Source organism: Bradyrhizobium sp. USDA 4538 (genome assembly GCF_024171045.1).
GTDB classification, from domain to species: Bacteria; Pseudomonadota; Alphaproteobacteria; order Rhizobiales; family Xanthobacteraceae; genus Bradyrhizobium; species Bradyrhizobium australafricanum.
In genome coordinates, this window is the sequence record NZ_JALJZE010000001.1 from 2,430,298 (window position 1) to 2,456,363 (window position 26,066).

Below are 26,066 nucleotides of genomic sequence, written 5' to 3' on the forward strand. Positions count from 1 at the left end.
CCCGGCTGGTGGCCGTCGATCCTTCGAGGCTCACTGCGCTCGCGCCTCAGAATGACGGAACCTGCAGCTCGTTTGCCAGATGAAAGCCGAGGACAAACATCTGCCCCTAGCCAAGTCGTCGCAAAATCGTTAACGAACCCAATCATTAAGCCACTTGGCCGATCCCTGTCGAAAGCATGGGCCGACCGTGCTAAGGGCTCCGCAAACACCACCCATGGAACCCGCTCTGGAACGCGATTTCGGAGCGAATTGGACGTCGAGATGACCGAAGCTGCCACACCACGATCCGCCGCCGGATCCGCCGTTTGGGCGGATGCGCTGCTGGCCTCGTTCGGGCAGGCCGGCTATCAGAGGTCCGAGCCCGCGATCCTGCAGCCGGCCGAGCCGTTCCTCGATCTCTCCGGCGAGGACATCCGCAAGAGCCTGTACCTGACGACCGACCTGAGCGGCGAGGAGCTCTGCTTGCGCCCGGACCTCACGATCCCGGTGGCGCGCGACTACCTCGCCTCTGCCCGCGCCGGCCAGCCCGCCGGCTTCAGCTATCTCGGCCCGGTGTTCCGTTACCGCGGCGGTGCGCCGAGCCAGTTCCTGCAGGCCGGCATCGAATCGTTCGGACGGCAGGACCGCGCCGCGGCCGATGCCGAGATGCTGGCGCTGGCGCTGGAGGCGACCACGGCGTTCGGGTTGAAGGACGTCGAGATCCGCACCGGCGACGTCGCGCTGTTCAACGCGCTGATCGATGCGCTCGACCTCTATCCGGTGTGGCGGCGCCGGCTGATCAAGGACTTCAACCGCAAGGTCTCGCTGACCGACGACATCGAGCAGCTGACGCTCAAGACCGCGCCGGGCCGCAACGAATATGAGGGCGTGCTCGCTGCGCTGGCCGGCTCCGACCGCAAGGCGGCGCTGGCGCTGGTCACCGATCTGATGTCGATCGCCGGCACCACTAATGTGGGCGGCCGCACGGTGGCCGAGATCGCCGACCGCTTCCTCGAGCAATCGACGCTGAAGGGCGGCGCGCTGCCGCGCGATGCGGTCGCGACCATCAAGCGCTTCCTGGCGATCGCGGGCGATCCCGACGACGCGGTCGCGCAATTGCGCGCGCTGGCTGGCGAGGCCAAGCTGAACCTTGCCGCCGCGATCGACCAGCTCGAGAGCCGGATCGGCTTCATGGCCGCGCGCGGCATCGACATCCGAAAGACCCGGTTCTCCACCGCGTTCGGCCGCGGCCTCGACTACTACACCGGCTTCGAGTTCGAGCTGCACGCCAAGGGCAACGGCGCCGAGCCGCTGGTCGCCGGCGGCCGCTATGACGGGCTGATGACGCAGCTCGGCTCGGCGAGCCCGATCCCCGCGGTCGGCTTCTCGGTCTGGATCGAGGCGATGACCCGGCATGGCGAGGCCACCTCCTTCGGAGGCGCCCAATGAGCACGCCCTTCGTCGTCGCCGTGCCCTCCAAGGGGCGGCTGCAGGAAAACGCCGAAAGCTTCTTCGCCCGCGCCGGGCTGACCTTGTCGAAGGCCGGCGGCGCCCGCGACTATCGCGGCACCATCGCCGGCGTCGACAATGTCGAGATCGCCTATCTCTCGGCGAGCGAGATCGCGGCCAATCTGGCCCGCGGCTCGGTGCATCTCGGCGTCACCGGCGAGGACCTGGTGCGCGAGAGCATTCCCGATGCCGACAAGCGCGTGCTGATGATCGAAGGCCTCGGCTTCGGCTATGCCAATGTCGTGGTCGCGGTGCCGCAGGCGTGGATCGACGTCCGCACCATGGCCGATCTCGACGACGTCGCATCGGGCTTCCGCGAGCAGCACAATCACCGCATGCGGGTGGCGACCAAATACATCAATCTGACGCGCGGCTTCTTTGCCAAACACGGCGTCGGCGACTATCGCATCGTCGAAAGCGCCGGCGCCACCGAGGGCGCGCCCGCCGCCGGAACCGCCGAACTGATCGTCGACATCACGACCACCGGGGCGACGCTTGCCGCCAACGGGCTCAAGGTGCTCGACGACGGCGTCATGCTGCGCAGCCAGGCCAATCTGGTGGCGTCGCGGGATGCCCACTGGTCGACCGGAGCCCGCGAGACCGCGCGCGTCATCCTCGACCACATCGCGGCACGCGCCCGCGCCAGCAAGTATCGCGAGGTCCGCACCCGCTTCGCCGGCTGCAACGATGCGCTGCTGTCGGAGGCGCATAACCGCTTCGGCGTGGTCGCCCCGTTCGGCGGCCCGACCTCGTCGGGCATGCTTACGCTGCACTGCCCACCGGGCAAGCTCTACGCGCTCGGCAGCTTCCTGCGCGAGCACGGCGCCGAAACCGTGTCGGTGGTGTCGCTGGACTATGTGTTCGACCGCGAGAACCCGCTGTTCGCCAGGCTCGAGGCGTTCCTGCGACAATGAGGCGGCCACGCCGTTCATGTTGGCGACAGCTACCCTGCGGTACCATATTGTGTTCGAGGGAACTCTCGTTTTGACGCGGCTTCTTCGTGCGAGGCAGAAGGCCATTTCGCTCGAAAACGCTCTAGTTCTGGAACCTGATCGATGATGCTGGGCTCTGACGTTTCCAGCCTGACCACGACCGCCAAGACCGCCGCCGGGCAGGGTCTGTCGATCGTCGTGCCCGTCTACAACGAGGCGGCCGGGCTTGCTGCGTTGCATGAGCGGCTGATCAACCTCGCCAAGACGCTGCACGCCCGCTATGGCCTCGCCTGCGAGGTGATCTATGTCGATGACGGCAGCGCGGACAACACGCTGACGATCGCGCGCGGCCTGCCCGCCGACGGGCTCGACCTGCAGGTGGTGTCGCTGTCGCGCAATTTCGGCAAGGAGGCGGCGCTGATGGCCGGCCTCGACCACGCCCGCCGCGGCGCGGTGCTGTTCATGGATGGCGACGGCCAGCATCCGCCGACGCTGGTGGAGCAACTGGTCGCGCACTGGATCGATGACGGCTACGACGTGGTCTACACGGCGAAGGCGCATCGCGACAATGAATCGGCCGCGCGGCGGCTGGCCGTGCGCGGCTTCTACGCGCTGATCAACTGGGGCGCCCGGCAGCAGATCCCGGAGGATGCCGGCGACTTCCGCCTGCTGTCGCCGCGCGCGGCCGCGGCGCTGCGGCAATTGCCGGAGCGCAACCGCTTCTTCAAGGGCCTCGCCAGCTGGATCGGCTTCCGGCAGATCCGCGTCGACTACGAGCCGGCGCCGCGCGCGCATGGCGTCACCACCTTCAATGCCGGCCGGCTGATCGGTCTGTCGATCGAGGGCCTGACCTCGTTCTCGGTGGCGCCGCTGCGCTTCGCCAGCCTGCTCGGCGCGCTGCTCGCCGGCGTGGCGTTCCTGTTCGGCCTCTCGATCCTGTGGGAAGTGCTGACCACCGGCAAGCAGGTCCCCGGCTATCCGTCGCTGATGATCGGCATGATGACGATCGGCGGCGTGCAGCTGATCATGATCGGCATCGTCGGCGAATATATCGGCAAGATCCTCTCCGAGCTGAAGGCGCGGCCGATCTACTTCGTCGCCGAGCACACCGAGAAGCACGCCGACGGCGGCGCGGCGCAAAATGCCTCCGAGCGGACCGCCGCGGAATGAACACCGATACGCCGCGCCGGATCTGGCTGTGTGCTGACGATTATGGCTTGAGCGACGGCGTCAACCGCGCGATCCGCGACCTGATCGAGCGCGGCCGCCTCAATGCGACGTCGGTGATGACGGTGACGCCGGCGATCGGCCGCGAGGCGGCGGCCGCGCTCACGGCATCGGTGGCGAGCAGCCCGCGCTGCGCGATCGGGCTGCATGTGACGCTGACCGCGCCGTTCCGGCCGCTGACGATGCATTTCCGCCCGCTCGACAGCGACATGTTCCTGCCCTTCCCGCGGCTGCTGCGCGCCGGGCTGATGCACCGGCTCGACGCCGAACTGGTCCATGCCGAGGTGCTGGCGCAGCTCGACGCCTTCCATGATCTGTTCGGCCGCGCACCCGACTTCGTCGACGGTCATCAGCACGCGCAGCTGTTCCCGCAGGTGCGCGACGGCTTCCTGCGCGCGGTGAAGGAGCGCGCGCCCGATGCCTGGGTGCGGCAGTGCGGCCGCGAAGGCCCGCTGGCGCGCCAGCTGGCGGCGCCGAAGGCGCTGGTGCTGAACGTGCTCAGCACGCAATTCCGGATCAAGGCGCAGCGAGCCGGCCTGCGGTTCAATCCGGCCTTCGCCGGCGCCTATGATTTTACGCGCGGCAATGATTTCGCGGCGCTGATGCAGGGCTTCCTCGACGGCATGCCCGAGGACGGGCTCGTGATGTGCCATCCCGGTTTCGTCGACGAAACGCTGAAGAGCCTCGACCCGCTGACGACGCAGCGCGAGACCGAGCATGCCTATCTCGCAGGCGACGATTTCCCCGCGCTGCTGGGCCTGAATAAAGTTACACTGGCCTGATAGGGTTCACGAAAAGCGGCCGGTCGTATTGTCGCATACATAAATTTAATTCTGGCCCCCACTCCTTGCGCCACAAACCCCGTCCTACATCTCGGACGCGCCGATTCGATCGGCGCGATGGAGAACGCCATGACACCGCAAGAACGCCAACTGATCGACGATCTCTTCGACCGGCTCGCCAAGCTGGAGAATGCCCCGCGCGACGGCGAGGCCATGTCCGCGATCATGCAAGGCCTGCGCAGCGCGCCGAATGCGGTCTACGCGCTGGTGCAGACCGCGCTGGTTCAGGACGAGGCGCTGAAGCGCGCCCATGACCGGATCCAGGAACTCGAGGCCGCGGTCGGCCAGCAGCAGGGAGCCCAGCAGCAGGGCGGCGGTTTCCTCGATTCGATGCGCGATGCGATCTTCGGCGGACAGGGCCAGCAACATGGTTCGGTGCCGCCGGTGCGGGCGCCCGACATGGGCGGCCGCGATCCGGGCAGCCGCCCGGTCTGGAACTCGGGCCAGGCGATGCAGCAGGCCGGCGGCGGCTATGGCCAGCCTTACGGCCAGCCCGCGCAACCCTACGGCCAGGGCTATGGCGGCCCGCAGCCGCCGGCACTCGGCGGCGCGCCGGGTGGCGGTGGCGGCTCGTTCCTCGGCACAGCGGCGGCGGCCGCGGCCGGCGTGGTCGGCGGCGGACTGTTGCTCTCCAGCATCCGCGGCATGATGGGTGGCGGCAGCCACCAGTCGCTGGCCGATTCCGGCAGCCTCGGTGGCGGGTCGCGTCCCTGGGGCGGCGACCAGTCGTCGAGCGACCTCGCGCGCGACGCCGGGGTCAACGACATCGGCTCCAACCGCGACAGCGGCTCGCGCGCCGGCGCGTTCGACCAGGCGTCGAACAACAACAACAATGAGAACAACAACAACGACGACAATTACGACAACGACCACGATTCCGACGACTTCGATAATGATGACGATGACGGCGGCTTCGACGGCGGCGGAGACGGTGACGACAGCAATTACGCGTAAGCGTGTCACCTGAAACACAAACGGCCGCTCCATAGAGCGGCCGTTTTCATTTGATCAGTCGTAGCCTGGGCAGAAGCTGTTCTCCTTCCCCCTGAAAGGGGGAAGGTCGGGATGGGGGTCAGCCACAAACGCCGCTGCTCGTGGAGAGAGATGATCCCCACCCGCTTTGCTCTGTTGAGCAAAGCGACCTCCCCTTTTCAAGGGGAGGTTGACGCATCGTGCGGCTCGCTGTCCCGGATTTCGCTTCGCTCCATCCGGACTACAACTTCACATCACGACGACCCTGGCGCCGACATTGACGCGGCCGTAGAGGTCGATGACGTCCTCATTGCGCATCCGGATGCAGCCGGACGAGACGTTGGTGCCGATCGTCCAGGGCTCGTTGGAGCCGTGGATGCGGTAGAGCGAGGAGCCGAGATACATCGCGCGGGCGCCGAGCGGATTTTCCGGGCCGCCTTCCATGTGCCGCGGCAGATCGGGACGGCGCGCCAGCATTTCCGGCGGCGGCGTCCAGGCCGGCCACTCCTTCTTCGCCGAGATCGTCTTGACGCCGGCCCAGGTGAAGCCGGGCCGGCCGACGCCGATGCCGTAGCGCAGCGCGCGGCCGTCGCCCTGCACCAGATAGAGAAACTTGTTCGGCGTATCGACGACGATGGTGCCGGCGCTTTCCTTGCCGCTATAGTCGACCAGTTGCTTCTCGTATCTCGGATCGAACGGACGCTGCGCCGGATCGCCCGCGGCCTCTTCCTGCTGCCGGAGCATCTGCTGCTGCGGATCCATCGGCGGCAGCTGACGGTTGCCGTAATAGCCGGGCTGCTGCTGATACGGCTGGGGCGAATAACCCTGCGACGACGGCGCATCGCCGAACAGGAATTCGATGAAGCCGCCGCCCATGTTGGAGCGCTGCGGCTGCACATAGGCGGTGCGCATCGGCGGCTGCGGAGCGCCCTGATTGGCATAGATGACGGCGGGCCCGGCGGGCGCTGCCGCGTCGATCGCCATGGCGTGATGGGGAACGGCAATAAGAGAAGACGCGCCGGCGAGCAGCGCAAGCGTGGTTTTCCTGAACATCGACGTACTCTGTACTGGTTTCGTCGTGACGTGATGCGCGCGGCGCCGACTTAGCGCCGTTGCACGTGGTCAATAAGCAATGAAAACCGCATCGGTTTGGTAAACGGATCGGCCGTTTCGATTCACCACATCGGCAATGGAGCGCGGTTTTCCCTGACAGCGTTTATTTTGCGTGAACGGCGTGGCGACATGGTTAATCGCCGGTATCGCCGCGCTTGCGCGCTATCCGCGCAAACGGTTCCGGCGTGAACCTGACGTTAAATCCGCTCTGTCTAGAACGGACTTCAGTGAAGGGGCGGGAATGAAATCATGTCAGTGAAGCGCAAGCGTTTTCGTGTCGAGCAGGCGATGGGCGAGGTTGTGATGCCGGAGCCGGATGTTTCGGGCGGCGCCGATCTCGGTCCGATGCATCGCGAGATCATGGCCGAGCTTCGCTCGATCCGCGCCCAGATGGCCGCAGCCCCGGCACAGCGCACCGGCGACAGCGTCGATGCCGCGGTCGCCCGCGAAGTCGCCGAGACCCACGCGCTGCTCGAGACCTACCGCGCGCAGGTCGAACAGTGCGAGAAGCTCAAGGTCGAGCTCGACCTGATCCACGACGCGATCAGCCGCACCAAGCGCGAGATCGCCGTGCTGCACGGCAAGAGCTTCAACGGCGAGGAGATGGCCAAGGTCAATGGCGAGCTTGGCGCCGTGGTCGGCGGCACCGAACAGGCCACCCAGCAGATCCTCGAGGCGGTGGAGGCGATCGACCAGGCCGCGACCGCGCTGGCCAACAACGTCACGCCCGACCAGCAGAAGCGGCTCAGCGAAGATATTCAGGAGCGCGTGGTCTCGATCTTCGAGGCCTGCAACTTCCAGGACCTCACCGGCCAACGCATCAGCAAGGTGATGCAGACGATGAAGTTCATCGAGCAGCACATCAACGAGATGATGAACATCTGGGGCGGCGTCGACGCCATCAAGTCGCACTCCCCGGCGATCGTCGACACCCGCGAGGGCGATGCCCGCCTGCTCAACGGCCCGAAGCTCGACGGCGACGCCGGCCACGCCTCGCAGGACGACATCGACGCGATGTTCAACTGAGGTTCGTCAGATCAACACGAAAAACGCCGGCCCTCGGGCCGGCGTTTTTGTTTGAGCGATGGTGCACTCCCGCGAGGATCGCCGCCTCGCCCTCCGCGCAAGCCGATCGTCGCAACGCGTCGGATCGGTCAAGGCGACTTACCAATCGCGGCATCCTTTATCCTCCGTCGCCATACAACATCGCCTACTGGCTGCCGGCTGGCTCGCCATCTCGCTCACGCTCGGAGTTGCGCACGCCGTATTCCGGCGCGGTCGCGTCACCTATCATCGGATCATCGGCGCGGGCTGCCGTATCTGCTGATCGGGCTCGGCTTCGGGACGCTATTCGTCTTCCTCGGGTTGTGGTTTCCGGATGCATTCAAGGGAATGAATCTCGAGGATGACTCAGCCCCTGCGAGCTCGGTCTATTATCTCAGCTTCGTCACGCTCACTTCTACCGGCTACGGGGACATCATCCCTGTGCACCCGCTAGCGCGCAGCCTGTGCAATGTCGAGAGCGTGATCGGCCAGCTTTACCCGGCCACGCTGCTGGCGAGGCTCGTTACGCTCGAACTGAGAGACCAGGGCTCATAAGGCTTGTATTTCACGCTGCGAACCCGGCTCGCGCTACTTCGGGCTTCGGGCGACCGAGCCTCGCTCCCTTGGCACAAACCGCCCTATCGCCTTCAAGTTTTCCGACGTAGATTAGGTGCCCGATGGAAGGGATCGTTCATGGCACCCGGGTGCTTAAAACCGAACCCGTCAGATCACGTCCTCTATGACGAGAAGAGCTTGCTGCGACATCGAGCCGCGGCACCTCCCATCGGCGCTGCAAAAGTCGGATCGGCTCGCCAACCACAACGCGCATTTCAATCGAGCAAATTGCCTCGTCAGCTCAGGCGTCGATGGGTCGAACCGTCGAGCGGTGACGTGGTGCTCCGCATCACTCTGGCCGCGAGCGCGCTCTGGCCGATCCTGCTGTTGACCGTCCTGTTGCTCGAAGCTCAGTAAGGCACGGCAGGCCCGACGGATTGTCGCCGCTGATTGTCATGGATGATTTAGAAGCGGCATTCGACCGGATGCACTACAGTACTGGCGCCCAGTCGCGACCTGAACGCCAGTAGAGTCGTTCATTCATACAAGGCGCAGACCCCTCCCTGCCAGCGCACGCATCTGCGAACGGCTCGGCGAGTTTGACGGACGGTCGTCCTTGCTACGCATACACCATTGATACGCGTCCGGCCCGGACCGCAGCCGACGGCCACCGGTATTGCCATTGTTTCCGTCTGGGGGAGCGGCGCGGGTGTCATGGCTTGCGCAGGTGCTCCAACACACAAAGCGAAGATAAAGACAGCAAACAAGCGGATCATTGTGTTCCTCCATTTAATCCTTTGAGGCACCACAGCTCCACTCCATAGCGATGGAAAGGCCCGGCCTTGACTTGCGTCAAGGCTCGCAGGCATGCGTCCCCTCACCGCAGGCATATGCTACTTGATCACCAGATGAAGTTGCCGAACCACCCATATCGCGGACGTCGCTCCGCAAAATGCGCATAAGGTGACGGCGCGTATCTCCTGGCATGGGCATACTTCCGAGGCGGCTTGGCTTCCCTCGCCTTGCGGCCCGACGATTTTGGCCGCTCGATTTCGGATTTCTGCATCTGGGCAAACGCTTCCCGCTCGCGAACGATCGGGGAAGGCCCGACAGTTTCGGCCGCGGCTGGAGCAGGAATTTCCGCGACCTGTTCAGGAACGATAGTCGGGAGACTGGTGTCGTAAACGACAAGGTCGGGCAGCTTTTCCATCGAACGGATGCGAATGGTCGGACGACTCGAGTCGGGCTGCTTTGCCAGTGGAGAATTGGGGATGGTGGCATCCAGAAGGAATAGCAGCGCGAGCAGCACTCCGCCGATATACAGGAAATACCGCGCCACTGGCATGGATCGCTCCATCCGCCATTGTGCACATCGCCAGGCTTCTTTGCCCAAGGGCACGCATCTGCGCTGAAGCATGGCTCAGCACCGCGTCAGGCGGCTACCGGCCGACGAGACCGCATTGACGTGCGCGTGGTCGACACCAGCGTCCCATTCAAGAACTTCAGGACCTTTGACATAGATCAACAGTATCGCGACAAGGATGAATCAGTCCGATCCTCCGTCTCGACAACATGCATCTTGTGCCAGCGTCGACGGTTGCAAATCCGCTGGCAGGTTTGTTGTCGCGGGTGCATATTACTGCGTGAGGGAAATTGTCATGCGTATGCCGGGAGCCAACATTGGGTGCCGGTTGCATGGGACTTCCGGAATCTGCGTGTGACCAACGTGCAGAGCCTCCTATTAAAAATTGGCAAGCAGTTCGTATCGCAATAGCAATCGCCGCAAGTGCAACAAGCGGCGCGTGGTGGAAGCGAGCGTTTGAGCTTGTGGTGAGGACAGCCAACCGCCGGTAAGCACAGCGCGAGGTCGTCTTTGAAGGTGCGACGATGAGCGCCGGGCTTCTTTCAATCGCGCTGATGGGCTGCGCCTTGCTACCGGATCACTGATTGGGGCGGAGCCACTGGAGTACTCAACACTGGAGATTGAACATGACGCAAAGAATTGTCCGAAATACTGCAATTGCGCTTTCGACTATCGCTTGTGCGACACTGTTCTCCATCACCTGGTCCGAGCGGGGCGGTCTTTCGGCGTCGGTCGAAAGTGCCCAGGCGCGTGTGGGCCGGCCGCTGACGCCCGTGAGCGTCGCCGGCGTCGCGCGTCGTCAGACCCGGCGCGCCGCGTACGGGTACGGGGTGGGCGCGGGTGTCGCCGCTACGGCAGCGGTCGCTGCGGCCGCCGCTACCGCGCCGGCCTATTCCGGCTGGGGCACAAACGATTGGACCAATTCGTATGCCGCCCAGACGGATCCCTACTTCGGCCAGCCCTACTATCCGGCACGAGCCTACCAGAGGATCAGTCCGTATTACGGATATGCCGGATGGACGGAGTACAAGGCAGCCAATGGTATCGGCTGCGAGCCCGGCACGATGACCAAGATGGCTGACGGCCGCATGTACGTCTGTCAGTGAAGCCGGCGCAACGGCAGCGCAAGAGGGCGGCTCCCTGAGCCGCCCTCTTTCACGATGAAGCAGATCAATCCCACGCGGCGACGGGTCGCGCGCGGCGTTGATCTACGTCAACATCGCCTCCCCCTTTTGCCACTGACGATACCTTGGGCCGCATCTGAAGCGGGCTCCATCACCTTCAGTTCACGTGCGATGAGGAGGATCACCATGCGTCGGACGAACATTTTTCCAACCAAGTCAGTGACGGTTGCGGGAATAGCGGCGAGCCTGATGTTGGGGTTTGCAGGCGCCGCTCTCAGTCCAGCACCGGCCAACGCCGTGATTTACTGCACGTATGTCGGTTATCCGGCAGGCTGCGTGGCGCGGGCAGGCGTTGTGCTCAGGCCTCGTCCGGTGGCGCGCGCTGCGGTCCGCCACAATGCGGGCGGCAATTTGAATGGCGGCGTCAATCGGGTTGGCGTGCGGCGATAAGGCCGTGTTTGCGGGTCTCCTTCCCTTCTCCCCTTGTGGGAGAAGGTGGCGCGGATGCAATCCGCGCCGGATATGGGGTTCTATCCGCTAGCCAGAAGAGGGGGTCACTCGCGGTGAGAGACCCCTCGCCCGGATTTCATCTGGCGATGCAATCCGGCCTCTCCCACAAGGGGAGAGGCGAACCGGCAAAGATCGGTGGAAAACTGATCGCCGGCCTTTACGCCCTCGGAGCGCAGCGGACGTAGACCATGTTGCCGTAGCGGACCCCGGCATCCTTGTCGACGAAGCGGGTGATCATGACGCGGCCGTCGAACGAGACGATCTCGCGGTCCTGCTCGCCGGGCACAGGTCCAGGCGGGCCGATATAGTTCTTGCCACTCGGGGAACCCTTCAGCCGCAGTTCCTGCGGGGTGGCCTGGTCGGCCAGATGCATGATGACGCCGCCGTTCTGGCCGGCGCCGATCACGTAAGGCTGCTTGCACTGGCCGCGCGCGGCGGCCTCGGTGCGGGCGCGATCGGCGGGATTCTGGAACGAGGCGAGACCCCAGCGGCCGACGATCTCGTCGGCACGGATGCTTGCAGGCATTTCGGGGGCGACCCCCGGCTCGGCTGGCGCCGGCTCAGGGTTCGACGACAACGACGGCAGGCTCATGCTGCCGCACGCCCCCAAGAGTGTCGTCAGCGCCGAAACAGCCGCGAACCGTGCGACCAATCGCGCGTTGAATGACCTGATCATATGCATCCCCCGACTATGTCCCGGCCGCACCCGTCCTGCAGCCAAGCGTAAAACTTAAGACGGAGCAATGACGTCTGACAAAATTACGTCATCGCTACGATTTGGTTTCTGGTCCACCATCCTATATTGGCCTCACCAAGGCCTTAACCCGTTTGCTTGACAGAAACTGCGCCAAGCCATATTTCCCGGCCCACAATTAGCACTCTCGCACCACGATTGCTAAGAGCGTCGGGCGTCCTGCCCAGCGCCGACCGGGCCGGCATCCAACGCCGGTCCCGATGAACCGGACCTGAAACCGAGCCTCCAAGAGGGAACGTCATGGCTAAATCCACCTTCCGCCCCCTGCACGACCGCGTCGTGGTCAAGCGTATCGATGCCGAGGAGAAATCCAAGGGCGGCATCATCATTCCGGACTCGGCCAAGGAGAAGCCGTCCCAGGGCGAGATCGTCGCCGTCGGCCCGGGTGGCCGCGACGAGGCCGGCAAGCTGATCCCGATCGACCTCAAGGTCGGCGACCGCGTGCTGTTCGGCAAATGGTCGGGCACCGAGGTCAAGCTCGACAACCAGGAGCTCCTGATCATGAAGGAGTCCGACATCATGGGCGTGCTGGCGTAAGCGCCATTCAACTGCGCGGCCGCACCACTCGCATCGTCATACCCGGACTTGATCCGGGCATCCATCACACTTCCGAAGAGTTCTTACCAAGGCGATGGATCGCCGGGTCAAGCCCGGCGATGACGAGCGCGGAAACGGCAAGCGCGTCTCTCAAAACTGACAGGAGTTCAAATCAATGGCTGCCAAGGACGTAAAATTCGCCGGAGATGCCCGCGACCGCATGCTGCGCGGTGTCGACGTGCTCGCCAACGCCGTGAAGGTGACGCTCGGCCCCAAGGGCCGCAACGTCGTCATCGAGAAGAGCTTCGGCGCTCCCCGCATCACCAAGGACGGCGTCACCGTCGCCAAGGAGATCGAGCTCGACGACAAGTTCGAGAACATGGGCGCGCAGATGCTGCGCGAGGTCGCTTCCAAGACCAACGACACCGCCGGTGACGGCACCACCACCGCGACCGTGCTGGCGCAGGCCATCGTCCGCGAGGGCGCCAAGTCGGTCGCCGCCGGCATGAACCCGATGGACCTCAAGCGCGGCATCGACACGGCAGTATCGGCCGTGATCAAGGACATCGAGAAGCGCGCCAAGCCGGTCGCCTCCTCGTCCGAAGTCGCCCAGGTCGGCACCATCTCGGCCAATGGCGATGCCGCGATCGGCAAGATGATCGCGCAGGCAATGCAGAAGGTCGGCAACGAGGGCGTGATCACCGTCGAGGAGAACAAGTCGCTCGAGACCGAGGTCGACATCGTCGAGGGCATGAAGTTCGACCGCGGCTACCTCAGCCCCTACTTCATCACCAACGCCGAGAAGATGACCGCCGAGCTCGAGGATGCCTACATCCTGCTGCACGAGAAGAAGCTGTCCGGTCTGCAGTCCATGCTGCCGGTGCTGGAGGCCGTGGTGCAGTCGGGCCGTCCGCTCTTGATCCTCGCCGAGGACGTCGAGGGTGAGGCGCTGGCGACCCTGGTCGTCAACCGCCTGCGCGGCGGGCTCAAGGTCGCCGCCGTCAAGGCGCCGGGCTTCGGCGATCGCCGCAAGGCGATGCTGGAGGACATCGCGATCCTGACCGGCGGTCAGCTGATCTCCGACGACCTCGGCATGAAGCTCGAGAACGTCACGGTGAACATGCTCGGCCGCGCCGGCAAGATCGTGATCGACAAGGAGAACACCACGATCGTCAAGGGCGCCGGCAAGAAGAAGGACATCGACGCCCGCGTTGGCCAGATCAAGGCGCAGATCGAGGAGACCACCTCGGACTACGACCGCGAGAAGCTGCAGGAGCGCCTCGCCAAGCTCGCCGGCGGCGTTGCGGTGATCAAGGTCGGCGGCGCGACCGAGGTCGAGGTCAAGGAGAAGAAGGACCGTGTCGAGGACGCGCTGAACGCGACCCGCGCCGCGGTGCAGGAAGGCATCGTGCCGGGCGGCGGCGTGGCGCTGCTGCGCGCCAAGAAGGCGGTCGGCCGGCTCACCAACCCGAATGCCGACGTCCAGGCCGGCATCAACATCGTGCTCAAGGCGCTCGAAGCTCCGGTCCGCCAGATCTCGGAGAACGCCGGTGTCGAGGGCTCGATCGTGGTCGGCAAGATCCTCGAGAACAAGTCGGAGACCTTCGGCTTCGACGCGCAGACCGAGGACTATGTCGACATGGTCGACAAGGGCATCATCGACCCCGCCAAGGTGGTGCGCACCGCCTTGCAGGACGCCTCCTCGGTGGCCGGTCTGCTCGTGACCACCGAGGCCATGGTCGCCGAACTGCCGAAGGATGCAGCGCCGGCAATGCCGGGCGGCGGCGGCATGGGTGGAATGGGCGGCATGGGCGGCTTCTAAGCCTCCCACATCCCCATCGAGATCGAAGGCCGCCTCCGGGCGGCCTTCTTTTTTTGCAGTTTGATTACGATCGGGATGCAAGGATCATCGCATGTCCCGCGACGCCAAATCACTGACGTTGACGCTCGTGCTGTTCTACGCGATCGGCGCCGTGCTCGCGGTCGGCGCCTATGCCCTGGACAGCATCGATGATCTTGCGGTCGTCTTGATGTTCTGGCTCAGGCAAACGCTGACGTTCGTCGTCCTCGGCGCGGGTTATGGCGTCTATTACGTCATTTCCGGTTCTGCCGGTCATCGTCCGAAAGCGCCGCTGCGGTTTCTGGACATATCGTTTCTGGCCGCTGCCGCCACGCTCGGTGTTGGCATGCTCGTGCACAGTTGAGCGATCCTTGACGCGACGGCCTGACAGTCCGTTACGCGACGCAGATGTCGGACACCGCCACCTTCTGGAACAGGTGCGGCGAGGCTACCGCCGAGGCCGGATAGGCCGAGAGCTTGGCCCTGAACTCGGGGTTCATGAAGGCGGCGCGGAAGGCGGCGGTCGATTCCCAGACCGCGTAGTTCAGATAGGCCGGGCTCTCGCCGAGCGCGCGGTGCAGCTGGGTCGAGATGAAGCCCGGCTGCCGCTTCATGATGGCGGCGTCGTCCTGCCAGGCCTTGAGAAACGTGTCCTCGTCGGCCGCATCGAGCGTGAAGAGGTTGACGAGCACGACGTTGCTGGCATCGACCGCGAGCTGGCGGTCGATCGGGAAAGCGGGGTCCAGGGGGCGCATCTGCGGCATGGTTGGCTCCGTTCGATATGGTGTTACGATGTCATTCCGTACTGATGGATACATACAGAAATTGACATTATGATGTCAATACGTTTATATGGTGACAAATGCCGAATGCAAAACGAACGCCGGCGGGCGAAGCCCTGAGCACCCTGATTCCCGACCTGTTCAGGCTCAACAGCCTGCTGTTCACATCAGGCGACCGGCTGGTGGCCGGGCTCGGGCTGACCAGCGCGCGCTGGCAGATCCTCGGTGCCATCGTCGCCACAGAGCGCCCGCAACCGGTCGCATGGCTGGCGCGCGACCTCGGCGCTGCCCGACAGAACGTGCAGCGGATCGTCAACGACCTCGAACGGGACGGGTTCGTCGCCTTCGAAACCAACCCGCATCACCGCCGCGCCCAGCTCGTCGTGCTGACCGCCAAGGGGCGGCAAAGCTTCGACGCGGCCATGCGCCTGCAGCTGCCCTGGGTGAACGGCCTCGCCGACGGGCTGTCGATGAAGGACCTCGAAACCGTGAGCCGGGTCGTGACGGTGCTGCGCGGCCGACTGGAGGGCGGCGAGGAACCTGACGAACGCACATGACCGCGATCGCGGCGCGAGGCCGCCGTTAGGCGGCCTTCTTTTTTGGCCAATGACATGGAGGTTTGCTAGTTACGACGGAACCGATTCTGCCCTTCGAGGACTTATCGTATGCGCGCGCTCCCGCTCCTGCTGCTCGGTCTTGCCGTCACCTCGGCGCCTGCCCTCGCCCAGATGAAGCTGCAATCGAAGTCGGCTCCCGCCAATGGCCCCGAGACGCGCTATTTCACCTCGATCGACGGCCTGATGGACGGCAATGCCGACGTCGTGCTGAAGGAAACCCGCCAGGGCAAGACCGTGACCGCGGCCGTGCTCGACGTCTGTTATCCCGCCGACAAGAGCTCCGACCGCAAGGACCGCTTCGTCGCCAACCTGACCGTCAGCGGCCAGACGCTTTCCGGCACCGCCCAGAGCGTCGCCGACAAGCAGCCGGTCACCATCAAGCTGAACCGCAAGCAAACCGGCGACGGTTTTGAGTTCCGCGGCCAGATCACGATCGGCCAGACCGTGACCGAGGTCGCCTCGACGGACAATTCCGATCTCAGCGAGAAGGAATTCCAGGACAACCAGGCCACCGAGGACGGCATCACGCCGCAGCCGAAGGATTTCACCGACGTTTCGCCGGAATCGATCGGTGTGCGGGTGAAGCTCGATGCGGCGGCGGATTTCCTCAAGAGCCTGAAAGGCGAGGCCGTCGAGATCGGCACCTCCAGCCTCGCGGTGACCTGCGATGCGATGCGCTCCGGCGAGCAGACCATCAACCTCACCGTCGATCCCGAGCACGCCGGCGCGCTGCTCGCCAAGGCGAAATCCGCGCCCGGCGTGACCGCTGCCGGCTGGACCAGCGGCGTGGTCGAAATGGACCGCACCATCCGCTTTGCTGCCGCCGATTGGCGCGAGGGCGACAAGATCAACAAGGACAAGCTGGCAAGCGCGATCGCGGGCGTGCTGGCGAAGACGCTTGCCGCAAAGCCCGCCTCGGCGACGTGGAACGCGAACACCGGCAAGCTCAAGCTGGTGCTGAAGCGGCCCAGCACGGTTTACCCGGCACTCGGCCTCACCCAGAATTACGAGATCACTGCCCTGGTCTCACCCGACAAGCCCGGAAGCTCTGACCGGCTGATGCTGTGGGTCTCGAGCCCCACCGTCTCGACATCGGACGACAGCGCCGGCGCCAAGCTCAATCTTTCCGACGATTCCAGCAGCGACGAGGAAGGCAGCGAGACCAGGGACGACAACGGCGCGATCGACGCGCTGCTCAAGGAGTTCAAGGGCCAGCGCTGGGACGCCGACAAGTCGGTGTGGCGGTAAGGCCGCCGCTGTCCTGAGTTAAGCCGCCTGCGTCTTCAGCGGCACGACGTTGTCGCGCACCGCCTTCGGGGTGGCGTCCGGACCGGACTGAAGCATCCCGTCGCTTCTGACGAACAATTCGGAACGAGGCTCGATCGCGGCACGATCGAGCAGCGCCCGCAGCTCGGGACGAAGTCCGTCGCCACGCAGCGCGGCGATCGCATCGAAGTTGCGCATGATGTTCTCCTGCGTTCATCGCAATCAGATTCTCGCATTCGTCTTCCGCGAGCCACCCGCTTCCCGATTCCGCGACGACGCTCGAGAAGCGGTGCTAAGCGCCATATCGACACAGCGGAATCTCGTCTGAAACTCGATCGCTCGCCCGATCTGAAATCGGGTGGTGCGAGACACGCCTCCAAATGTTCACTGCGCGCATCGAGAGAGCGCCGGTCGCGATACCGGCAACGCGCAAATGGAGACGAAGAGATGTCAGAGGAAAACAAGAACGTCGTAGGCCGGTGGTTCAAGGAGTTCTGGGGCAACCCCTGGAATCCGCGCATCATCAACGAGCTCGCCACAGCAGACATTGTCGTGCACTACCCGATGCACGAACCGAAGAAGGGCCGCGCCGCGGTCACGCAGTTCATGACCGAATTTCGCGAAGCCTTTCCGGATCTCAATTTCTGGGGCGTCGGCGATCTCGTCGCGGAAGGTGATCTCGTCGTCGGCCGCTGGGAAGGCGGCGGTACGCACACGGGACCTGCGTTCAGCGACTTCCGCCTCGGCTCACTTCCCGCGGCCTCCGGCCGCAAGATGACGTTCGCCGGCACCACCGTGCTGCGCGTGCAGGACGGACGGATCGCCGAAGAGCTCGGACAGGAAGATGCGATCACCGCCATGCTGCAGCTCGGCCTCATTCGTTTGCCCGAAAGCGACGGAGCCGCGTCGCGGCCGGGCGGCGAGCTGCCCGCCGGCTGGAACAACATGCCGGGATATCCGGAGGGGCCGCGCTGAGCACGGCCGGAGCATGGCTCCATCGACGATCGCATCATGACTACCCGAACGCGCTTGATGCGCGTTCGGGTAACGCAATCGATCGGCGCGGTGAACTTGAAGGTCTCTAAGCCGCAGGCTTGCCGGAGGCATTCCAATATTGCTGCGCCGGCATCGCATCTCCCGATGCAGTGCCGGCGCGGTCTTGCCGCCGCAATTTGCGTCAAGACGGGAAGATCAGGCACGTCGTCGTGCCGTGGGCGAGCAGCCGGCCCTGCTCGTCGGTGACCCTGCCTTCGGCGGTGCCGATGCGACGGCCGCAATTGAGCACATTGCCTTCCGCCCTGATCGGACCGGTGTCGGGCGTGATCGGACGCACTAGCGAGATCTTGAACTCGAGCGTGGTCTGGCTGGTGCCGGCATCGAGCGTCGACTGCACCGCAAGCCCCATGCAGCTGTCGAGCAGCGTCGCGGTGAGGCCGCCATGCACGGTGCCCGCCGGATTGAGATGCGCGTCGGTCGGCACCAGCGTGACGACGACGCGGCCGCGCTCGGCCTCGGTGACGTCATAACCGAGTGTCCGTGCGATGGTGTTGAGCGGCAATGCGCCGCTGGCGAGACCCTGCACGAATGCGAGGCCGCTCATCTTAAGCTTCTGTTCCGCACTGACGGTGCCGTAGCTCTTGGTCATTGCCGATCTCCATCGGGGTTTATTGCATCGTGACGGCTGGCCGCTTGCCCCGCAGCGACGCGGCGGAGCGGCCGTAGAGTTTTGCGAATGCGGCATTCATGCGCCGCGCGCTGGAAAAGCCGGCATGCTGCGCCACCAACGCAAGCGGCAGGTCGCTGCCGTCGATCAGGCGCTTTGCGCGCTGCACGCGCAGCGACAGCGCGACCTGGAGCGGCGAGGCATCGAGATGCTCGGCGAACAGACGCGACAGGTGCCGCGCGCCGACGCCGAGCCGCCCCGCCAACGCCTCGACATTGCCGCGGTCGAGCGCGCCCTCCTCGATCAGCGCCAGGGCGCGCTCGACCGTGGTCCTGGTGCCTTTCCAGGCCGGGCAGAACGGCGCCGCCTCGGGACGGCAGCGCAGGCAGGGCCTGAAGCCAGCACGCTCGGCCGACGCCGCGCTGCCATAGAACCGCACGTTGCGCGCGAGCGGCGTGCGCGCCCGGCAGACAGGGCGGCAATACACGCCCGTGGTCTTGACCGCGACGAACACGACGCCGTCCCAGGCCGGGTCGCGGCGCTGAAAGGCTGCATATTGTGCGGCGAAATCGAGCATGCGACCGCTATAGCCCCGCCCGCGCGCCGCGACGACCCGCTTTGCGCTAGGGCATGCACACATTTCTGAGGCTCCATCCGAGAGCGACGGCGCGGAAGTAATCGAGACCGTTTTTGAAGGTGATGGGGCCTGGTGGCTTGGAGGACGGATAGCCGTCCCATCCTCCAATGCGGCCGATAATCCAGGCCGCCCAGGCAAGACGATCGGACGGATGCGGGTTCTTCAGTCGTCTGTTCCTGGCTTCAAGCTGCTGATTGAGGGCGGTCAACGCATCGATCTCGCTGGGATTGAAGGCAACGTGAAGCGACTGCTGGCTCCCGTTGCGCGCTTGCAGGAGCTGGATGGTGATGATCGCGGCCTTGGCAGCGATGGCAACCAATTTGAGAAGCCGGCCGGCGGTGCCGATCTGGCTATCCTCGAGCTTGAAGCCCTGCGTCTTGAGGACGCGGAAGAACTGCTCGATGATCCAGCGCTGCTTGTACCAGGCGACAATGCGCCAGGCATCGTCTGAACTGGTGACCTCGTGAGAGGTGAGAAGACGCCAGTGCAACGGCTCGACGTTGGGATCGGCATTGATCTCGCGGACGTCAACGATGGCCAGATGCAGGCTTTTCGGCAAATGGCGCAGGAACTTGCTTTGCGGCCGGGCCAGCTCGATTGCGCCGAAGCGAAGTTCGAGGTCCATCGGACGTGCAGGCCGCCCCGCACGCGCAGGCAACTCGATGATGCGACGCTCTACCGCCGTCATGGCGTCGATCGCCGCATACAAACCCGTCGTGTCGGCCAGCTTGCGATCATGCATGCTGCGGGCGATCACGCGGTAGTCTTGCTCGGCTGCGCTGGCATAAAGAGCAAAGATGTCGCTCTCGCGGTCACCAAGCAGGGTCACCATTGCAGCACCGGTAAGCAGCGGCTTGGCCGCAAGGGCGGTGGCAATCCAGCGCTGCGATTCCTTGTCCGACAGGTCGCGGCTGTCATGCGAGACGCTCCGAGGGCCTTCACGCGTCCACACCTCGCCGCTCAAAAGTCCCAGGCAGGTGCCATTGTCCGCATCCACCGCCAGCATCGGGTGCAGCAGCACGCCGTGGTGATTGCCCTTGCCGATCTCCCCGAGCCCGCGCCGGCGTTGCGGCGTGGTGTTGAAGTGGATCTCGCTGGTGTCCTGGATCGCCAAAACATGGCGGCCTGTAACCGCCGCAGCCGTGCTTTCGCTCCAGCTTTCGATGATGCGCTCCTTCGTCACCTTGGAGTTACCGAGAAAGCGGTTGAACCGCACCTCCAGCGCGCGGTCTCCCTTGGAAAGCCGCCGAAGGCATACATCCTTGCCCGCGACCATGCGTCCGATGAGCGCCGCCCCCCTTTATCGAGACGACCATCCTCGAACCGGCCCAACGTCCAGTCAATCCGCGACAACATGCTGGCACCTCCGCCCAAGCCGAAGTGCCGTAATAGAAGTCACCGAGACCCCCGATTCTGGAATCCCCAATCTCTGACCCGAGTCAATCCGTCGCACCAGATGTGTGCATCCCCTAGCCGCTTTGCGGGGACGACGTCCGGAAACGACCGCTGGTGCGGAAGATACCCGGGCATCTACGGGGGCCTGCGACCAAAAGACTTCGTGCCGCCGCAGTTCGGTCACCGAAAATTAAGGCTCGATTTAGTTTCGAGGATCATGCTTCGCGCCATCGAACACAGGTCACGCCATGCAAGACCGCGAGCCGATCAACGCTGCGAGCATCTGGCCGACGGATGTGACGGAGGGTCATTCGCCGGCACAGACGGCGGACCTCTGGGATGTCACCGGCGAGAACCACGACGCCGCCCTGCTGCTGCGGGAGCCGTTTGCCGACCGCATCGGCACCGCGCTCTTGGCAGCGACCGCACTCGCCGCAAGCTTCGTGCTGGGATGGACCGGCGGAGCCAACTGGCACGACCTTGCAGCTCCCGCCCCGGTGCCGGTAGCCCAGAAGGAAGCGCCGGTCCCGCACATTGCGGAGGTGGCGCCGAGCCGAAAGAACGAGGGCCCACGCCGGGCTGCGTCCAACGCCGACCCCGTCGTCACCGGCAGCATTCCGAGGACCGCGCCGGCAAGCCCGCGTCCGCTCGCCTTGGGCGCCGCGCCGACGACCTTGAATGCACAGGCCGCCGCATTGGGGCCGAAGCAGGCGCCGGCGGCGGCGCCGGAGACGCGGCCGAGCACCATCCCGGGCTGGTCGGTGGTCGAAGTCCGCGACGGCACCGCCGTGCTCGAGGGGCCCGAAGGCGTCAAGATGGCCGCGCGCGGCGACGTCGTGCCCGGCCTGGGACGGGTCGATTCCATCGTGCGCTGGGGCAACCGCTGGATCGTCGCCACCGCAAGCGGACTGATCGCAACGCCCTGAGCGTTTTGTCTTGACGCGTTTCCTTGACGCGAACCGCCGTTCGCTTCGCTTAACGCTTTTAGTTGCTGTTGATCACGAAACGCAGCGACTTGCTGCCGGTGAAGGTCACCTCGTCACCGTGCCGCCGCCAGCCCGTCATGTCGCCGAGCGCCGCCAGCAGATCCTTGTCCGCCTGCGCCCGCTCCGGCGTGCAGCTGCGGTTCTCCATCGCGCCGGGAACGAAGACGATGGTGTTGCCGGCCACCGAAAACTGGCCCTTGCCGCCGTCGCACCACAGCTCGAGGATCACCTCGCCATTGTCGCCGACCTCGATCGAGGGAATCCGCTTGGAGCCCGGCATGCGCGCGGCGTCGAGCGTCATGACGAAGCCGAACGGGAACTCCTCCTCGGCCCGCGCCGGCCCCGCGCCGAGAGCCGCGGCAACCAGCGCCAACGCGGCGATGCCGCCGTTCAAACCTCGCCTCATCGAAATCATGCCAATCCTCGAAATGCGACGCGCAACTGCGGCCCCTTCTATGGGAGCAGAGCGCGATTGGCCAGATTGGCATTGCCGGAAAATGTGCTGGAAAAGCAAATCCCCGCGAGCTGTCCGCTCGCGGGGATTCCTGGTTCGCCAAATGCGTCGTGGCGCTATTTCAGCACCAGCATCGTGAACGGATAGACATAGGCCTGCAGGGTCACGAACAAACCGACCAGACACGCCAGCACGATCGAATGCAGGAACACGTAGCGCAGGATCGAGCCCTCGTGGCCGTACCAGTTGGTCGCGGTCGAGGCGACCACGATCGATTGCGCGTCGATCATCTTGCCCATCACGCCGCCCGAGGAGTTCGCCGCCGCCATCAGGATCGGCGACAGGCCGAGCTGCTCGGAGGTGATCTTCTGCAGATTGCCGAACAGCACGTTCGACGCGGTATCCGATCCGGTCAGCGCCACGCCCAGCCAGCCGAGCAAGGTGCCGAAGAAGGGATAGAGCACGCCGGTCGCCGCGAAGGCGAGGCCGAGCGTGGCGTCGACGCCGGACAGCCGGGTCAGCGTGCCGATCGCCAGCATCGCCGAGATCGTGATCAGCGAGATCGCGCAGATGCGGATGGTGCGGCCATACTCGGCGATCAGCTTGAGCGGCGAGAAGCCCATCAACAGACCCGAGATAATCGCGGCGATCAGCATGCCGGTGCCGGTGAACGACAGATAGGTGAAGCCGAACACGGCGCCTTCCGGCGTCGGCTTGGCGGCCACCGGCGGCACCTTGAAGATCAGCTTGTCGAGCTCGGGGACCGGATAGTTCCAGACGAAGTTGGCGTTCGCCCAGGCCTTGAAGGCACCGTTGCCCCAGATCAGCATCAGGATGCAGACGATGATCCACGGCAGCAGCGCGCTCCACATTTCGCCCTGGGTCAGCGGCGTCTTGTCGAGCGGAGGTGCGGCGGCCATCGTCGCCGCCGATTCATCGCGGCCGCGCAGCGCCGGCGACAGCCAGAGCTGCCGCGGCTGCCAGACCTTCAGGAACAGGATCAGGGCGCCCATCGAGATCAGCGAGGCGCCGATGTCGACGATCCAGGGATTGATGTAGTTCGAGATCACGAATTGCGGGACCGCAAACGACACGCCGGTGACCAGGATCGCCGGCCACACCTCCTTCATGCCGCGCCAGCCGGCAAACGCCCACACCACCCAGAACGGTACGATCAGCGAGAACAGCGGCAGCTGCCGGCCGACCATCGCGCCGAGGATGTAGGGGTCGAGCCCGGTGACCGAGGCGAGGCCCTGGATCGGCGTGCCGAGCGCACCGTAGGCAACGGGTGCCGTGTTGGCGATCAGCGACAGGCCGGACGCGGCGAGCGGCGAGAAGCCGAGCCCGATCAGCACCGCGCCGGTGATCGCGACCGGCGTGCCGAACCCGGAGGCGCCCTCGAAGAAGGCGCCGAACGAGAACGCGATCAACAGCAGCTGCAACCGCCGGTCCTCGGTGACGCCGCCGACCGCGCGCTTGAGCAGCTCGAACTTCCCGCACCTCACCGTGACCTGGTAGAGGAAGATGACGTTGAGCACGATCCAGCCGATCGGGAAGAACCCGGTGATCACGCCGAGCAGGGTGGCGCGGATCGACATGTTGGCCGGCATGGTGAAGACGAAGATCGTGATCAGGTTGGTCACGATCACGGCGATGATGGCCGCAATGTGCGCCTTCACCTTGCCGCTGGCGATCAGCACCAGCAGCGTGACCACGGGAATGGCGGCCGCGACCGTCGACAGCGCCGCATTGCCCAGCGGGTTGTAGATTTGATTCCAGGTGTTCATCTCGGGATCCTTCCCACATTATTATGCAGCGCGCCGGCCTGCATGCGGGCAGGCGCGACTGGTGCGATTGCGGGAGTCCGTCGGAAAATCTGCAGCCCCGGCTCGCGAATGAACGATCGGTAAGGATCGCTCACATCCTCGCGAAAAATCGAAGGTCCCCCGCCCCTCGCCGTTGTCCTCATGCTAGGATTGACTCGATTGCCGGGACAAGCCAACGCTTGCATGCCAGAACTACGACTTTAGTCGAGGACTACCCCGATTGTCCCGATTCTTCAGGCCTTTGCGGCCCCTTCCCCGGAGACGATAATCTGTGAACAACATTCGCTCGACGCTCGCGACGGTGTGGCGCATCGCCTCGCCTTATTTCAACTCCGAGGACAAATGGGCCGGCCGGGGGCTGCTTGCGGCGGTCATCGCGATCGAACTGGCGATCGTGGGCATCAACGTTCTGATCACGCAGTGGAACAACCGCTTCTACAACGCGCTGCAGGAACGCAATTGGGATTCCTTCGTCAGCGAGATCATCTATTTCTGCGTCGTCGTCGCGTTCTTCATCCTGCTGGCGGTCTACCAGCTCTACCTCAATCAATGGCTGCAGATCCGCTGGCGGCAATGGATGACCACACACTATCTCGGGGACTGGCTGCATCAGGCCAATCACTACAGGATGCAGCTGCAGGGCGACGCGGCCGACAACCCCGACCAGCGCATGACCGACGACGTCAAATTGTTCGTCGATCGCACGCTCACGCTCGGCCTCGGCCTGTTGAGCTCGGTCGTCACGCTGGCGTCTTTTCTCACCCTGCTGTGGGGCCTTTCCAATGAGGCACCGCTGCATTTGTTCGGTACGGAATATTCAGTTCCCGGCTACCTTGTCTGGTGCGCGCTGATCTATTCGGTGCTCGGCACCTTGCTGACCCATCTGATCGGCTGGCCGCTGGTCGGCATCGATTTCAAGCAGCAGCAATATGAAGCCGATTTCCGCTTCAACCTGGTGCGCGTACGGGAGAATTCCGAGCAGATCGCGCTGCTTCAGGGCGAACCGGCCGAGCGCGAGCGCCTGCGCGTTCGCTTCGGACGCGTGGTGGAGAACTGGATCGCCCTCATGAACCGGACCAAGAAAATCACCGCGTTCACGGCGAGCTATAATCAGGCCTCGGTGATCTTCCCCTATGTGCTGGTGGCGCCGGCCTACTTTGCGCAAAAGATCCAGCTCGGCGGCATGATGCAGACCGCATCGGCGTTTTCGAACGTTCAGGGCGCGTTTTCGTACTTCGTCACCATCTATCGTCAACTGGCCGAATGGCAGGCCGTGGTGAACCGCCTTGATGGATTCGAGGCAGGGATCGCGACGGCATCGAACCTTGCCAAGCGCGATGATCGAATTCATGTCACGGCGACGCCAGGCGGCGGCGCCGTCAGCCTGCAGGATCTGGTGCTGCGGCTGCCGGACGGCACGCCGCTGCTGAACGCGGACCGGTTCGGCTTCCGCAAGGGCGAGCGCACGCTCATGACCGGCCCCTCCGGCGCCGGCAAGTCGACACTGTTCCGCGCGATCGCCGGGATCTGGCCGTTCGGCGATGGCGCGGTCGAGATCCCGGCCAATGCCAGCCTGATGATGCTGCCGCAACGTCCCTATCTGCCGATCGGCTCGCTGCATGACGCCGTCGTCTATCCGGGCGAGGCCACGCAATTCGATGCGGGACGGGTCCGCGAGGTCCTCACCGCCGTCGGGCTGCCGCAGCTAGCGTCGCGGCTCGAGGAACAGGCGCACTGGAACCGGATGCTGTCGCTCGGCGAGCAGCAGCGGCTCGGCATCGCGCGGGCGCTGCTGCATGCGCCGCAGTTCCTGTTCCTGGACGAGGCGACGGCCTCGCTCGACGAGCCGTCGGAAGCCGCGCTGTACAGGCTGGTTGCCGAGAAGCTGCCCGGTACCACGGTGGTTTCGATCGGCCACCGCTCGACGCTCGACACCTTCCATCAGCGCAATGTCACGCTGGTCCGTGACGGCGACCGCTTCACCCTGCGCGACGCGGTCAAGGTTGCCGCGTCGTAGCGGCATCATGGGTCAGCCGCGGCCACGGATTGCGGCTTACTCCAGCGGCAGCCCACAGGTCTTGCGAGCGCCTTCGTTATTGTCCCCTGTGCCGATCAGACCTGGCCGGCCAAAACAAAAAG

General features: G+C 64.7%; 27 protein-coding genes. 17 read left to right on the forward strand and 10 right to left on the reverse strand.

Annotated elements, in window-relative coordinates; genetic code table 11:
- Positions 1 to 261: 261 nt before the first annotated feature.
- The 5 genes from J2R78_RS10665 (at position 262) to J2R78_RS10685 (ending at position 5,443) form a co-directional block, all read left to right on the forward strand.
- Positions 262 to 1,428 (forward strand): ATP phosphoribosyltransferase regulatory subunit, encoded by a 1,167-nt coding sequence (locus J2R78_RS10665; protein WP_253604273.1) that lies wholly within the window; start codon positions 262 to 264, stop codon positions 1,426 to 1,428.
- Positions 1,425 to 2,402, forward strand: coding sequence for an ATP phosphoribosyltransferase (hisG, locus tag J2R78_RS10670; RefSeq protein WP_253604274.1), 978 nt, complete (start codon positions 1,425 to 1,427; stop codon positions 2,400 to 2,402). The genes J2R78_RS10665 and hisG overlap by 4 nt, the downstream gene beginning before the upstream one ends.
- Before the next feature lie 141 nt (positions 2,403 to 2,543).
- Positions 2,544 to 3,590, forward strand: a complete 1,047-nt coding sequence (locus J2R78_RS10675) for a glycosyltransferase family 2 protein (protein ID WP_253604276.1) — start codon at positions 2,544 to 2,546, stop codon at positions 3,588 to 3,590.
- Positions 3,587 to 4,429, forward strand: coding sequence for a ChbG/HpnK family deacetylase (locus tag J2R78_RS10680; RefSeq protein WP_253604278.1), 843 nt, complete (start codon positions 3,587 to 3,589; stop codon positions 4,427 to 4,429). The genes J2R78_RS10675 and J2R78_RS10680 overlap by 4 nt, the downstream gene beginning before the upstream one ends.
- Positions 4,430 to 4,558: 129 nt before the next feature.
- Positions 4,559 to 5,443, forward strand: coding sequence for a DUF2076 domain-containing protein (locus J2R78_RS10685; protein ID WP_253604279.1), 885 nt, complete (start codon positions 4,559 to 4,561; stop codon positions 5,441 to 5,443).
- A 267-nt stretch (positions 5,444 to 5,710) separates the two neighbouring features.
- Here J2R78_RS10685 and J2R78_RS10690 read toward each other — a convergent pair whose 3' ends face one another.
- The gene (locus tag J2R78_RS10690; RefSeq protein ID WP_076827521.1) at positions 5,711 to 6,514 is read right to left on the reverse strand and encodes a L,D-transpeptidase; all 804 of its coding nucleotides are present in this window, start codon (positions 6,512 to 6,514) and stop codon (positions 5,711 to 5,713) included.
- 309 nt (positions 6,515 to 6,823) lie between these two features.
- On the opposite strand from J2R78_RS10690, the gene J2R78_RS10695 reads away from it, so the two are divergent.
- Together J2R78_RS10695 and J2R78_RS10700 are read left to right on the forward strand one after the other, a co-directional pair.
- Entirely contained in the window at positions 6,824 to 7,600 is a 777-nt protein-coding gene (locus J2R78_RS10695; RefSeq protein ID WP_253604281.1) for a protein phosphatase CheZ, read from the forward strand.
- A 366-nt stretch (positions 7,601 to 7,966) separates the two neighbouring features.
- Complete coding sequence (locus tag J2R78_RS10700) at positions 7,967 to 8,173, forward strand: potassium channel family protein (protein ID WP_375167012.1); 207 nt, start codon at positions 7,967 to 7,969, stop codon at positions 8,171 to 8,173.
- 901 nt (positions 8,174 to 9,074) lie between these two features.
- Here the strand turns inward: J2R78_RS10700 and J2R78_RS10705 are convergent.
- Positions 9,075 to 9,518 carry a hypothetical protein gene (locus J2R78_RS10705; RefSeq protein WP_083715002.1) on the reverse strand — a complete coding sequence of 148 codons (444 nt, stop codon included), beginning with the start codon at positions 9,516 to 9,518 and terminating at the stop codon, positions 9,075 to 9,077.
- 644 nt (positions 9,519 to 10,162) lie between these two features.
- Here J2R78_RS10705 and J2R78_RS10710 point away from each other — a divergent pair.
- On the forward strand, positions 10,163 to 10,642 hold the full coding sequence (locus J2R78_RS10710) for a hypothetical protein (protein WP_244558799.1): 480 nt from the start codon (positions 10,163 to 10,165) through the stop codon (positions 10,640 to 10,642).
- A 189-nt stretch (positions 10,643 to 10,831) separates the two neighbouring features.
- On the forward strand, positions 10,832 to 11,110 hold the full coding sequence (locus tag J2R78_RS10715; protein ID WP_141339615.1) for a hypothetical protein: 279 nt from the start codon (positions 10,832 to 10,834) through the stop codon (positions 11,108 to 11,110).
- A 217-nt stretch (positions 11,111 to 11,327) separates the two neighbouring features.
- Here the strand turns inward: J2R78_RS10715 and J2R78_RS10720 are convergent, their stop codons facing one another.
- The gene (locus J2R78_RS10720) at positions 11,328 to 11,846 is read right to left on the reverse strand and encodes a hypothetical protein (RefSeq protein WP_253604285.1); all 519 of its coding nucleotides are present in this window, start codon (positions 11,844 to 11,846) and stop codon (positions 11,328 to 11,330) included.
- A gap of 318 nt (positions 11,847 to 12,164) precedes the next feature.
- On the opposite strand from J2R78_RS10720, the gene J2R78_RS10725 reads away from it, so the two are divergent.
- From J2R78_RS10725 to J2R78_RS10735, 3 genes are all read left to right on the forward strand, one after another.
- On the forward strand, positions 12,165 to 12,461 hold the full coding sequence (locus tag J2R78_RS10725) for a co-chaperone GroES (protein ID WP_018269780.1): 297 nt from the start codon (positions 12,165 to 12,167) through the stop codon (positions 12,459 to 12,461).
- Between the two features lie 175 nt (positions 12,462 to 12,636).
- Positions 12,637 to 14,283 carry a chaperonin GroEL gene (gene groL / locus J2R78_RS10730; RefSeq protein ID WP_157344563.1) on the forward strand — a complete coding sequence of 549 codons (1,647 nt, stop codon included), beginning with the start codon at positions 12,637 to 12,639 and terminating at the stop codon, positions 14,281 to 14,283.
- A 91-nt stretch (positions 14,284 to 14,374) separates the two neighbouring features.
- Positions 14,375 to 14,665, forward strand: coding sequence for a hypothetical protein (locus J2R78_RS10735; RefSeq protein ID WP_253604287.1), 291 nt, complete (start codon positions 14,375 to 14,377; stop codon positions 14,663 to 14,665).
- 31 nt (positions 14,666 to 14,696) lie between these two features.
- Here the strand turns inward: J2R78_RS10735 and J2R78_RS10740 are convergent, their stop codons facing one another.
- Complete coding sequence (locus tag J2R78_RS10740) at positions 14,697 to 15,065, reverse strand: antibiotic biosynthesis monooxygenase (RefSeq protein ID WP_253604289.1); 369 nt, start codon at positions 15,063 to 15,065, stop codon at positions 14,697 to 14,699.
- A 98-nt stretch (positions 15,066 to 15,163) separates the two neighbouring features.
- Between J2R78_RS10740 and J2R78_RS10745 the strand changes: the two genes are divergently transcribed.
- Together J2R78_RS10745 and J2R78_RS10750 are read left to right on the forward strand one after the other, a co-directional pair.
- On the forward strand, positions 15,164 to 15,640 hold the full coding sequence (locus J2R78_RS10745; RefSeq protein ID WP_253604291.1) for a MarR family winged helix-turn-helix transcriptional regulator: 477 nt from the start codon (positions 15,164 to 15,166) through the stop codon (positions 15,638 to 15,640).
- Positions 15,641 to 15,748: 108 nt separating this feature from the next.
- The gene (locus J2R78_RS10750; RefSeq protein ID WP_253604292.1) at positions 15,749 to 16,948 is read left to right on the forward strand and encodes a hypothetical protein; all 1,200 of its coding nucleotides are present in this window, start codon (positions 15,749 to 15,751) and stop codon (positions 16,946 to 16,948) included.
- Between the two features lie 18 nt (positions 16,949 to 16,966).
- Here the strand turns inward: J2R78_RS10750 and J2R78_RS10755 are convergent, their stop codons facing one another.
- On the reverse strand, positions 16,967 to 17,164 hold the full coding sequence (locus J2R78_RS10755) for a hypothetical protein (protein ID WP_168856536.1): 198 nt from the start codon (positions 17,162 to 17,164) through the stop codon (positions 16,967 to 16,969).
- A gap of 249 nt (positions 17,165 to 17,413) precedes the next feature.
- Between J2R78_RS10755 and J2R78_RS10760 the strand changes: the two genes are divergently transcribed.
- On the forward strand, positions 17,414 to 17,941 hold the full coding sequence (locus tag J2R78_RS10760; RefSeq protein ID WP_309144997.1) for an ester cyclase: 528 nt from the start codon (positions 17,414 to 17,416) through the stop codon (positions 17,939 to 17,941).
- A 202-nt stretch (positions 17,942 to 18,143) separates the two neighbouring features.
- Here J2R78_RS10760 and J2R78_RS10765 read toward each other — a convergent pair whose 3' ends face one another.
- Genes J2R78_RS10765 through J2R78_RS10775 form a run of 3 tightly spaced genes read right to left on the reverse strand, consistent with a single transcriptional unit; the run spans position 18,144 to position 20,542 of the window.
- A complete protein-coding gene (locus J2R78_RS10765) occupies positions 18,144 to 18,611 on the reverse strand; it encodes a PaaI family thioesterase (RefSeq protein WP_253604293.1) in 468 nt (155 codons plus the stop codon).
- 19 nt (positions 18,612 to 18,630) lie between these two features.
- Entirely contained in the window at positions 18,631 to 19,206 is a 576-nt protein-coding gene (locus J2R78_RS10770) for a bifunctional transcriptional activator/DNA repair enzyme AdaA (protein WP_253609800.1), read from the reverse strand.
- A 46-nt stretch (positions 19,207 to 19,252) separates the two neighbouring features.
- The gene (locus J2R78_RS10775; RefSeq protein ID WP_225642830.1) at positions 19,253 to 20,542 is read right to left on the reverse strand and encodes an IS4 family transposase; all 1,290 of its coding nucleotides are present in this window, start codon (positions 20,540 to 20,542) and stop codon (positions 19,253 to 19,255) included.
- Between the two features lie 367 nt (positions 20,543 to 20,909).
- Here J2R78_RS10775 and J2R78_RS10780 point away from each other — a divergent pair, with 367 nt between their 5' ends.
- The gene (locus J2R78_RS10780) at positions 20,910 to 21,587 is read left to right on the forward strand and encodes a hypothetical protein (protein ID WP_253604294.1); all 678 of its coding nucleotides are present in this window, start codon (positions 20,910 to 20,912) and stop codon (positions 21,585 to 21,587) included.
- Between the two features lie 58 nt (positions 21,588 to 21,645).
- On the opposite strand, the gene J2R78_RS10785 is transcribed toward J2R78_RS10780, so the two are convergent.
- Both J2R78_RS10785 and J2R78_RS10790 read right to left on the reverse strand, forming a co-directional pair.
- Entirely contained in the window at positions 21,646 to 22,062 is a 417-nt protein-coding gene (locus J2R78_RS10785; RefSeq protein WP_253604295.1) for an META domain-containing protein, read from the reverse strand.
- A gap of 155 nt (positions 22,063 to 22,217) precedes the next feature.
- Positions 22,218 to 23,888 carry an L-lactate permease gene (locus J2R78_RS10790; RefSeq protein ID WP_038380167.1) on the reverse strand — a complete coding sequence of 557 codons (1,671 nt, stop codon included), beginning with the start codon at positions 23,886 to 23,888 and terminating at the stop codon, positions 22,218 to 22,220.
- Between the two features lie 310 nt (positions 23,889 to 24,198).
- On the opposite strand from J2R78_RS10790, the gene J2R78_RS10795 reads away from it, so the two are divergent.
- Positions 24,199 to 25,944: an ABC transporter ATP-binding protein/permease gene (locus tag J2R78_RS10795; protein WP_253604296.1), complete on the forward strand. Its 1,746-nt coding sequence runs from the start codon at positions 24,199 to 24,201 to the stop codon at positions 25,942 to 25,944.
- Positions 25,945 to 26,066: the final 122 nt, after the last annotated feature.

Coding starts and splice junctions, on each gene's coding strand:
- J2R78_RS10775 (WP_225642830.1), bottom strand. CDS start 20,542: ATGGTCGCGGGCAAGGATGTATGCCTTCGGCGGCTTTCCAAGGGAGAC.
- J2R78_RS10760 (WP_309144997.1), top strand. CDS start 17,414: ATGTCAGAGGAAAACAAGAACGTCGTAGGCCGGTGGTTCAAGGAGTTC.
- J2R78_RS10690 (WP_076827521.1), bottom strand. CDS start 6,514: ATGTTCAGGAAAACCACGCTTGCGCTGCTCGCCGGCGCGTCTTCTCTT.
- J2R78_RS10735 (WP_253604287.1), top strand. CDS start 14,375: ATGTCCCGCGACGCCAAATCACTGACGTTGACGCTCGTGCTGTTCTAC.
- J2R78_RS10695 (WP_253604281.1), top strand. CDS start 6,824: ATGTCAGTGAAGCGCAAGCGTTTTCGTGTCGAGCAGGCGATGGGCGAG.
- J2R78_RS10720 (WP_253604285.1), bottom strand. CDS start 11,846: ATGATCAGGTCATTCAACGCGCGATTGGTCGCACGGTTCGCGGCTGTT.
- J2R78_RS10785 (WP_253604295.1), bottom strand. CDS start 22,062: ATGATTTCGATGAGGCGAGGTTTGAACGGCGGCATCGCCGCGTTGGCG.
- J2R78_RS10685 (WP_253604279.1), top strand. CDS start 4,559: ATGACACCGCAAGAACGCCAACTGATCGACGATCTCTTCGACCGGCTC.
- groL (WP_157344563.1), top strand. CDS start 12,637: ATGGCTGCCAAGGACGTAAAATTCGCCGGAGATGCCCGCGACCGCATG.
- hisG (WP_253604274.1), top strand. CDS start 1,425: ATGAGCACGCCCTTCGTCGTCGCCGTGCCCTCCAAGGGGCGGCTGCAG.
- J2R78_RS10790 (WP_038380167.1), bottom strand. CDS start 23,888: ATGAACACCTGGAATCAAATCTACAACCCGCTGGGCAATGCGGCGCTG.
- J2R78_RS10745 (WP_253604291.1), top strand. CDS start 15,164: ATGCCGAATGCAAAACGAACGCCGGCGGGCGAAGCCCTGAGCACCCTG.
- J2R78_RS10750 (WP_253604292.1), top strand. CDS start 15,749: ATGCGCGCGCTCCCGCTCCTGCTGCTCGGTCTTGCCGTCACCTCGGCG.
- J2R78_RS10710 (WP_244558799.1), top strand. CDS start 10,163: ATGACGCAAAGAATTGTCCGAAATACTGCAATTGCGCTTTCGACTATC.
- J2R78_RS10700 (WP_375167012.1), top strand. CDS start 7,967: ATGAATCTCGAGGATGACTCAGCCCCTGCGAGCTCGGTCTATTATCTC.
- J2R78_RS10705 (WP_083715002.1), bottom strand. CDS start 9,518: ATGCCAGTGGCGCGGTATTTCCTGTATATCGGCGGAGTGCTGCTCGCG.
- J2R78_RS10680 (WP_253604278.1), top strand. CDS start 3,587: ATGAACACCGATACGCCGCGCCGGATCTGGCTGTGTGCTGACGATTAT.
- J2R78_RS10755 (WP_168856536.1), bottom strand. CDS start 17,164: ATGCGCAACTTCGATGCGATCGCCGCGCTGCGTGGCGACGGACTTCGT.
- J2R78_RS10715 (WP_141339615.1), top strand. CDS start 10,832: ATGAGGAGGATCACCATGCGTCGGACGAACATTTTTCCAACCAAGTCA.
- J2R78_RS10665 (WP_253604273.1), top strand. CDS start 262: ATGACCGAAGCTGCCACACCACGATCCGCCGCCGGATCCGCCGTTTGG.
- J2R78_RS10675 (WP_253604276.1), top strand. CDS start 2,544: ATGATGCTGGGCTCTGACGTTTCCAGCCTGACCACGACCGCCAAGACC.
- J2R78_RS10780 (WP_253604294.1), top strand. CDS start 20,910: ATGCAAGACCGCGAGCCGATCAACGCTGCGAGCATCTGGCCGACGGAT.
- J2R78_RS10765 (WP_253604293.1), bottom strand. CDS start 18,611: ATGACCAAGAGCTACGGCACCGTCAGTGCGGAACAGAAGCTTAAGATG.
- J2R78_RS10770 (WP_253609800.1), bottom strand. CDS start 19,206: ATGCTCGATTTCGCCGCACAATATGCAGCCTTTCAGCGCCGCGACCCG.
- J2R78_RS10725 (WP_018269780.1), top strand. CDS start 12,165: ATGGCTAAATCCACCTTCCGCCCCCTGCACGACCGCGTCGTGGTCAAG.
- J2R78_RS10740 (WP_253604289.1), bottom strand. CDS start 15,065: ATGCCGCAGATGCGCCCCCTGGACCCCGCTTTCCCGATCGACCGCCAG.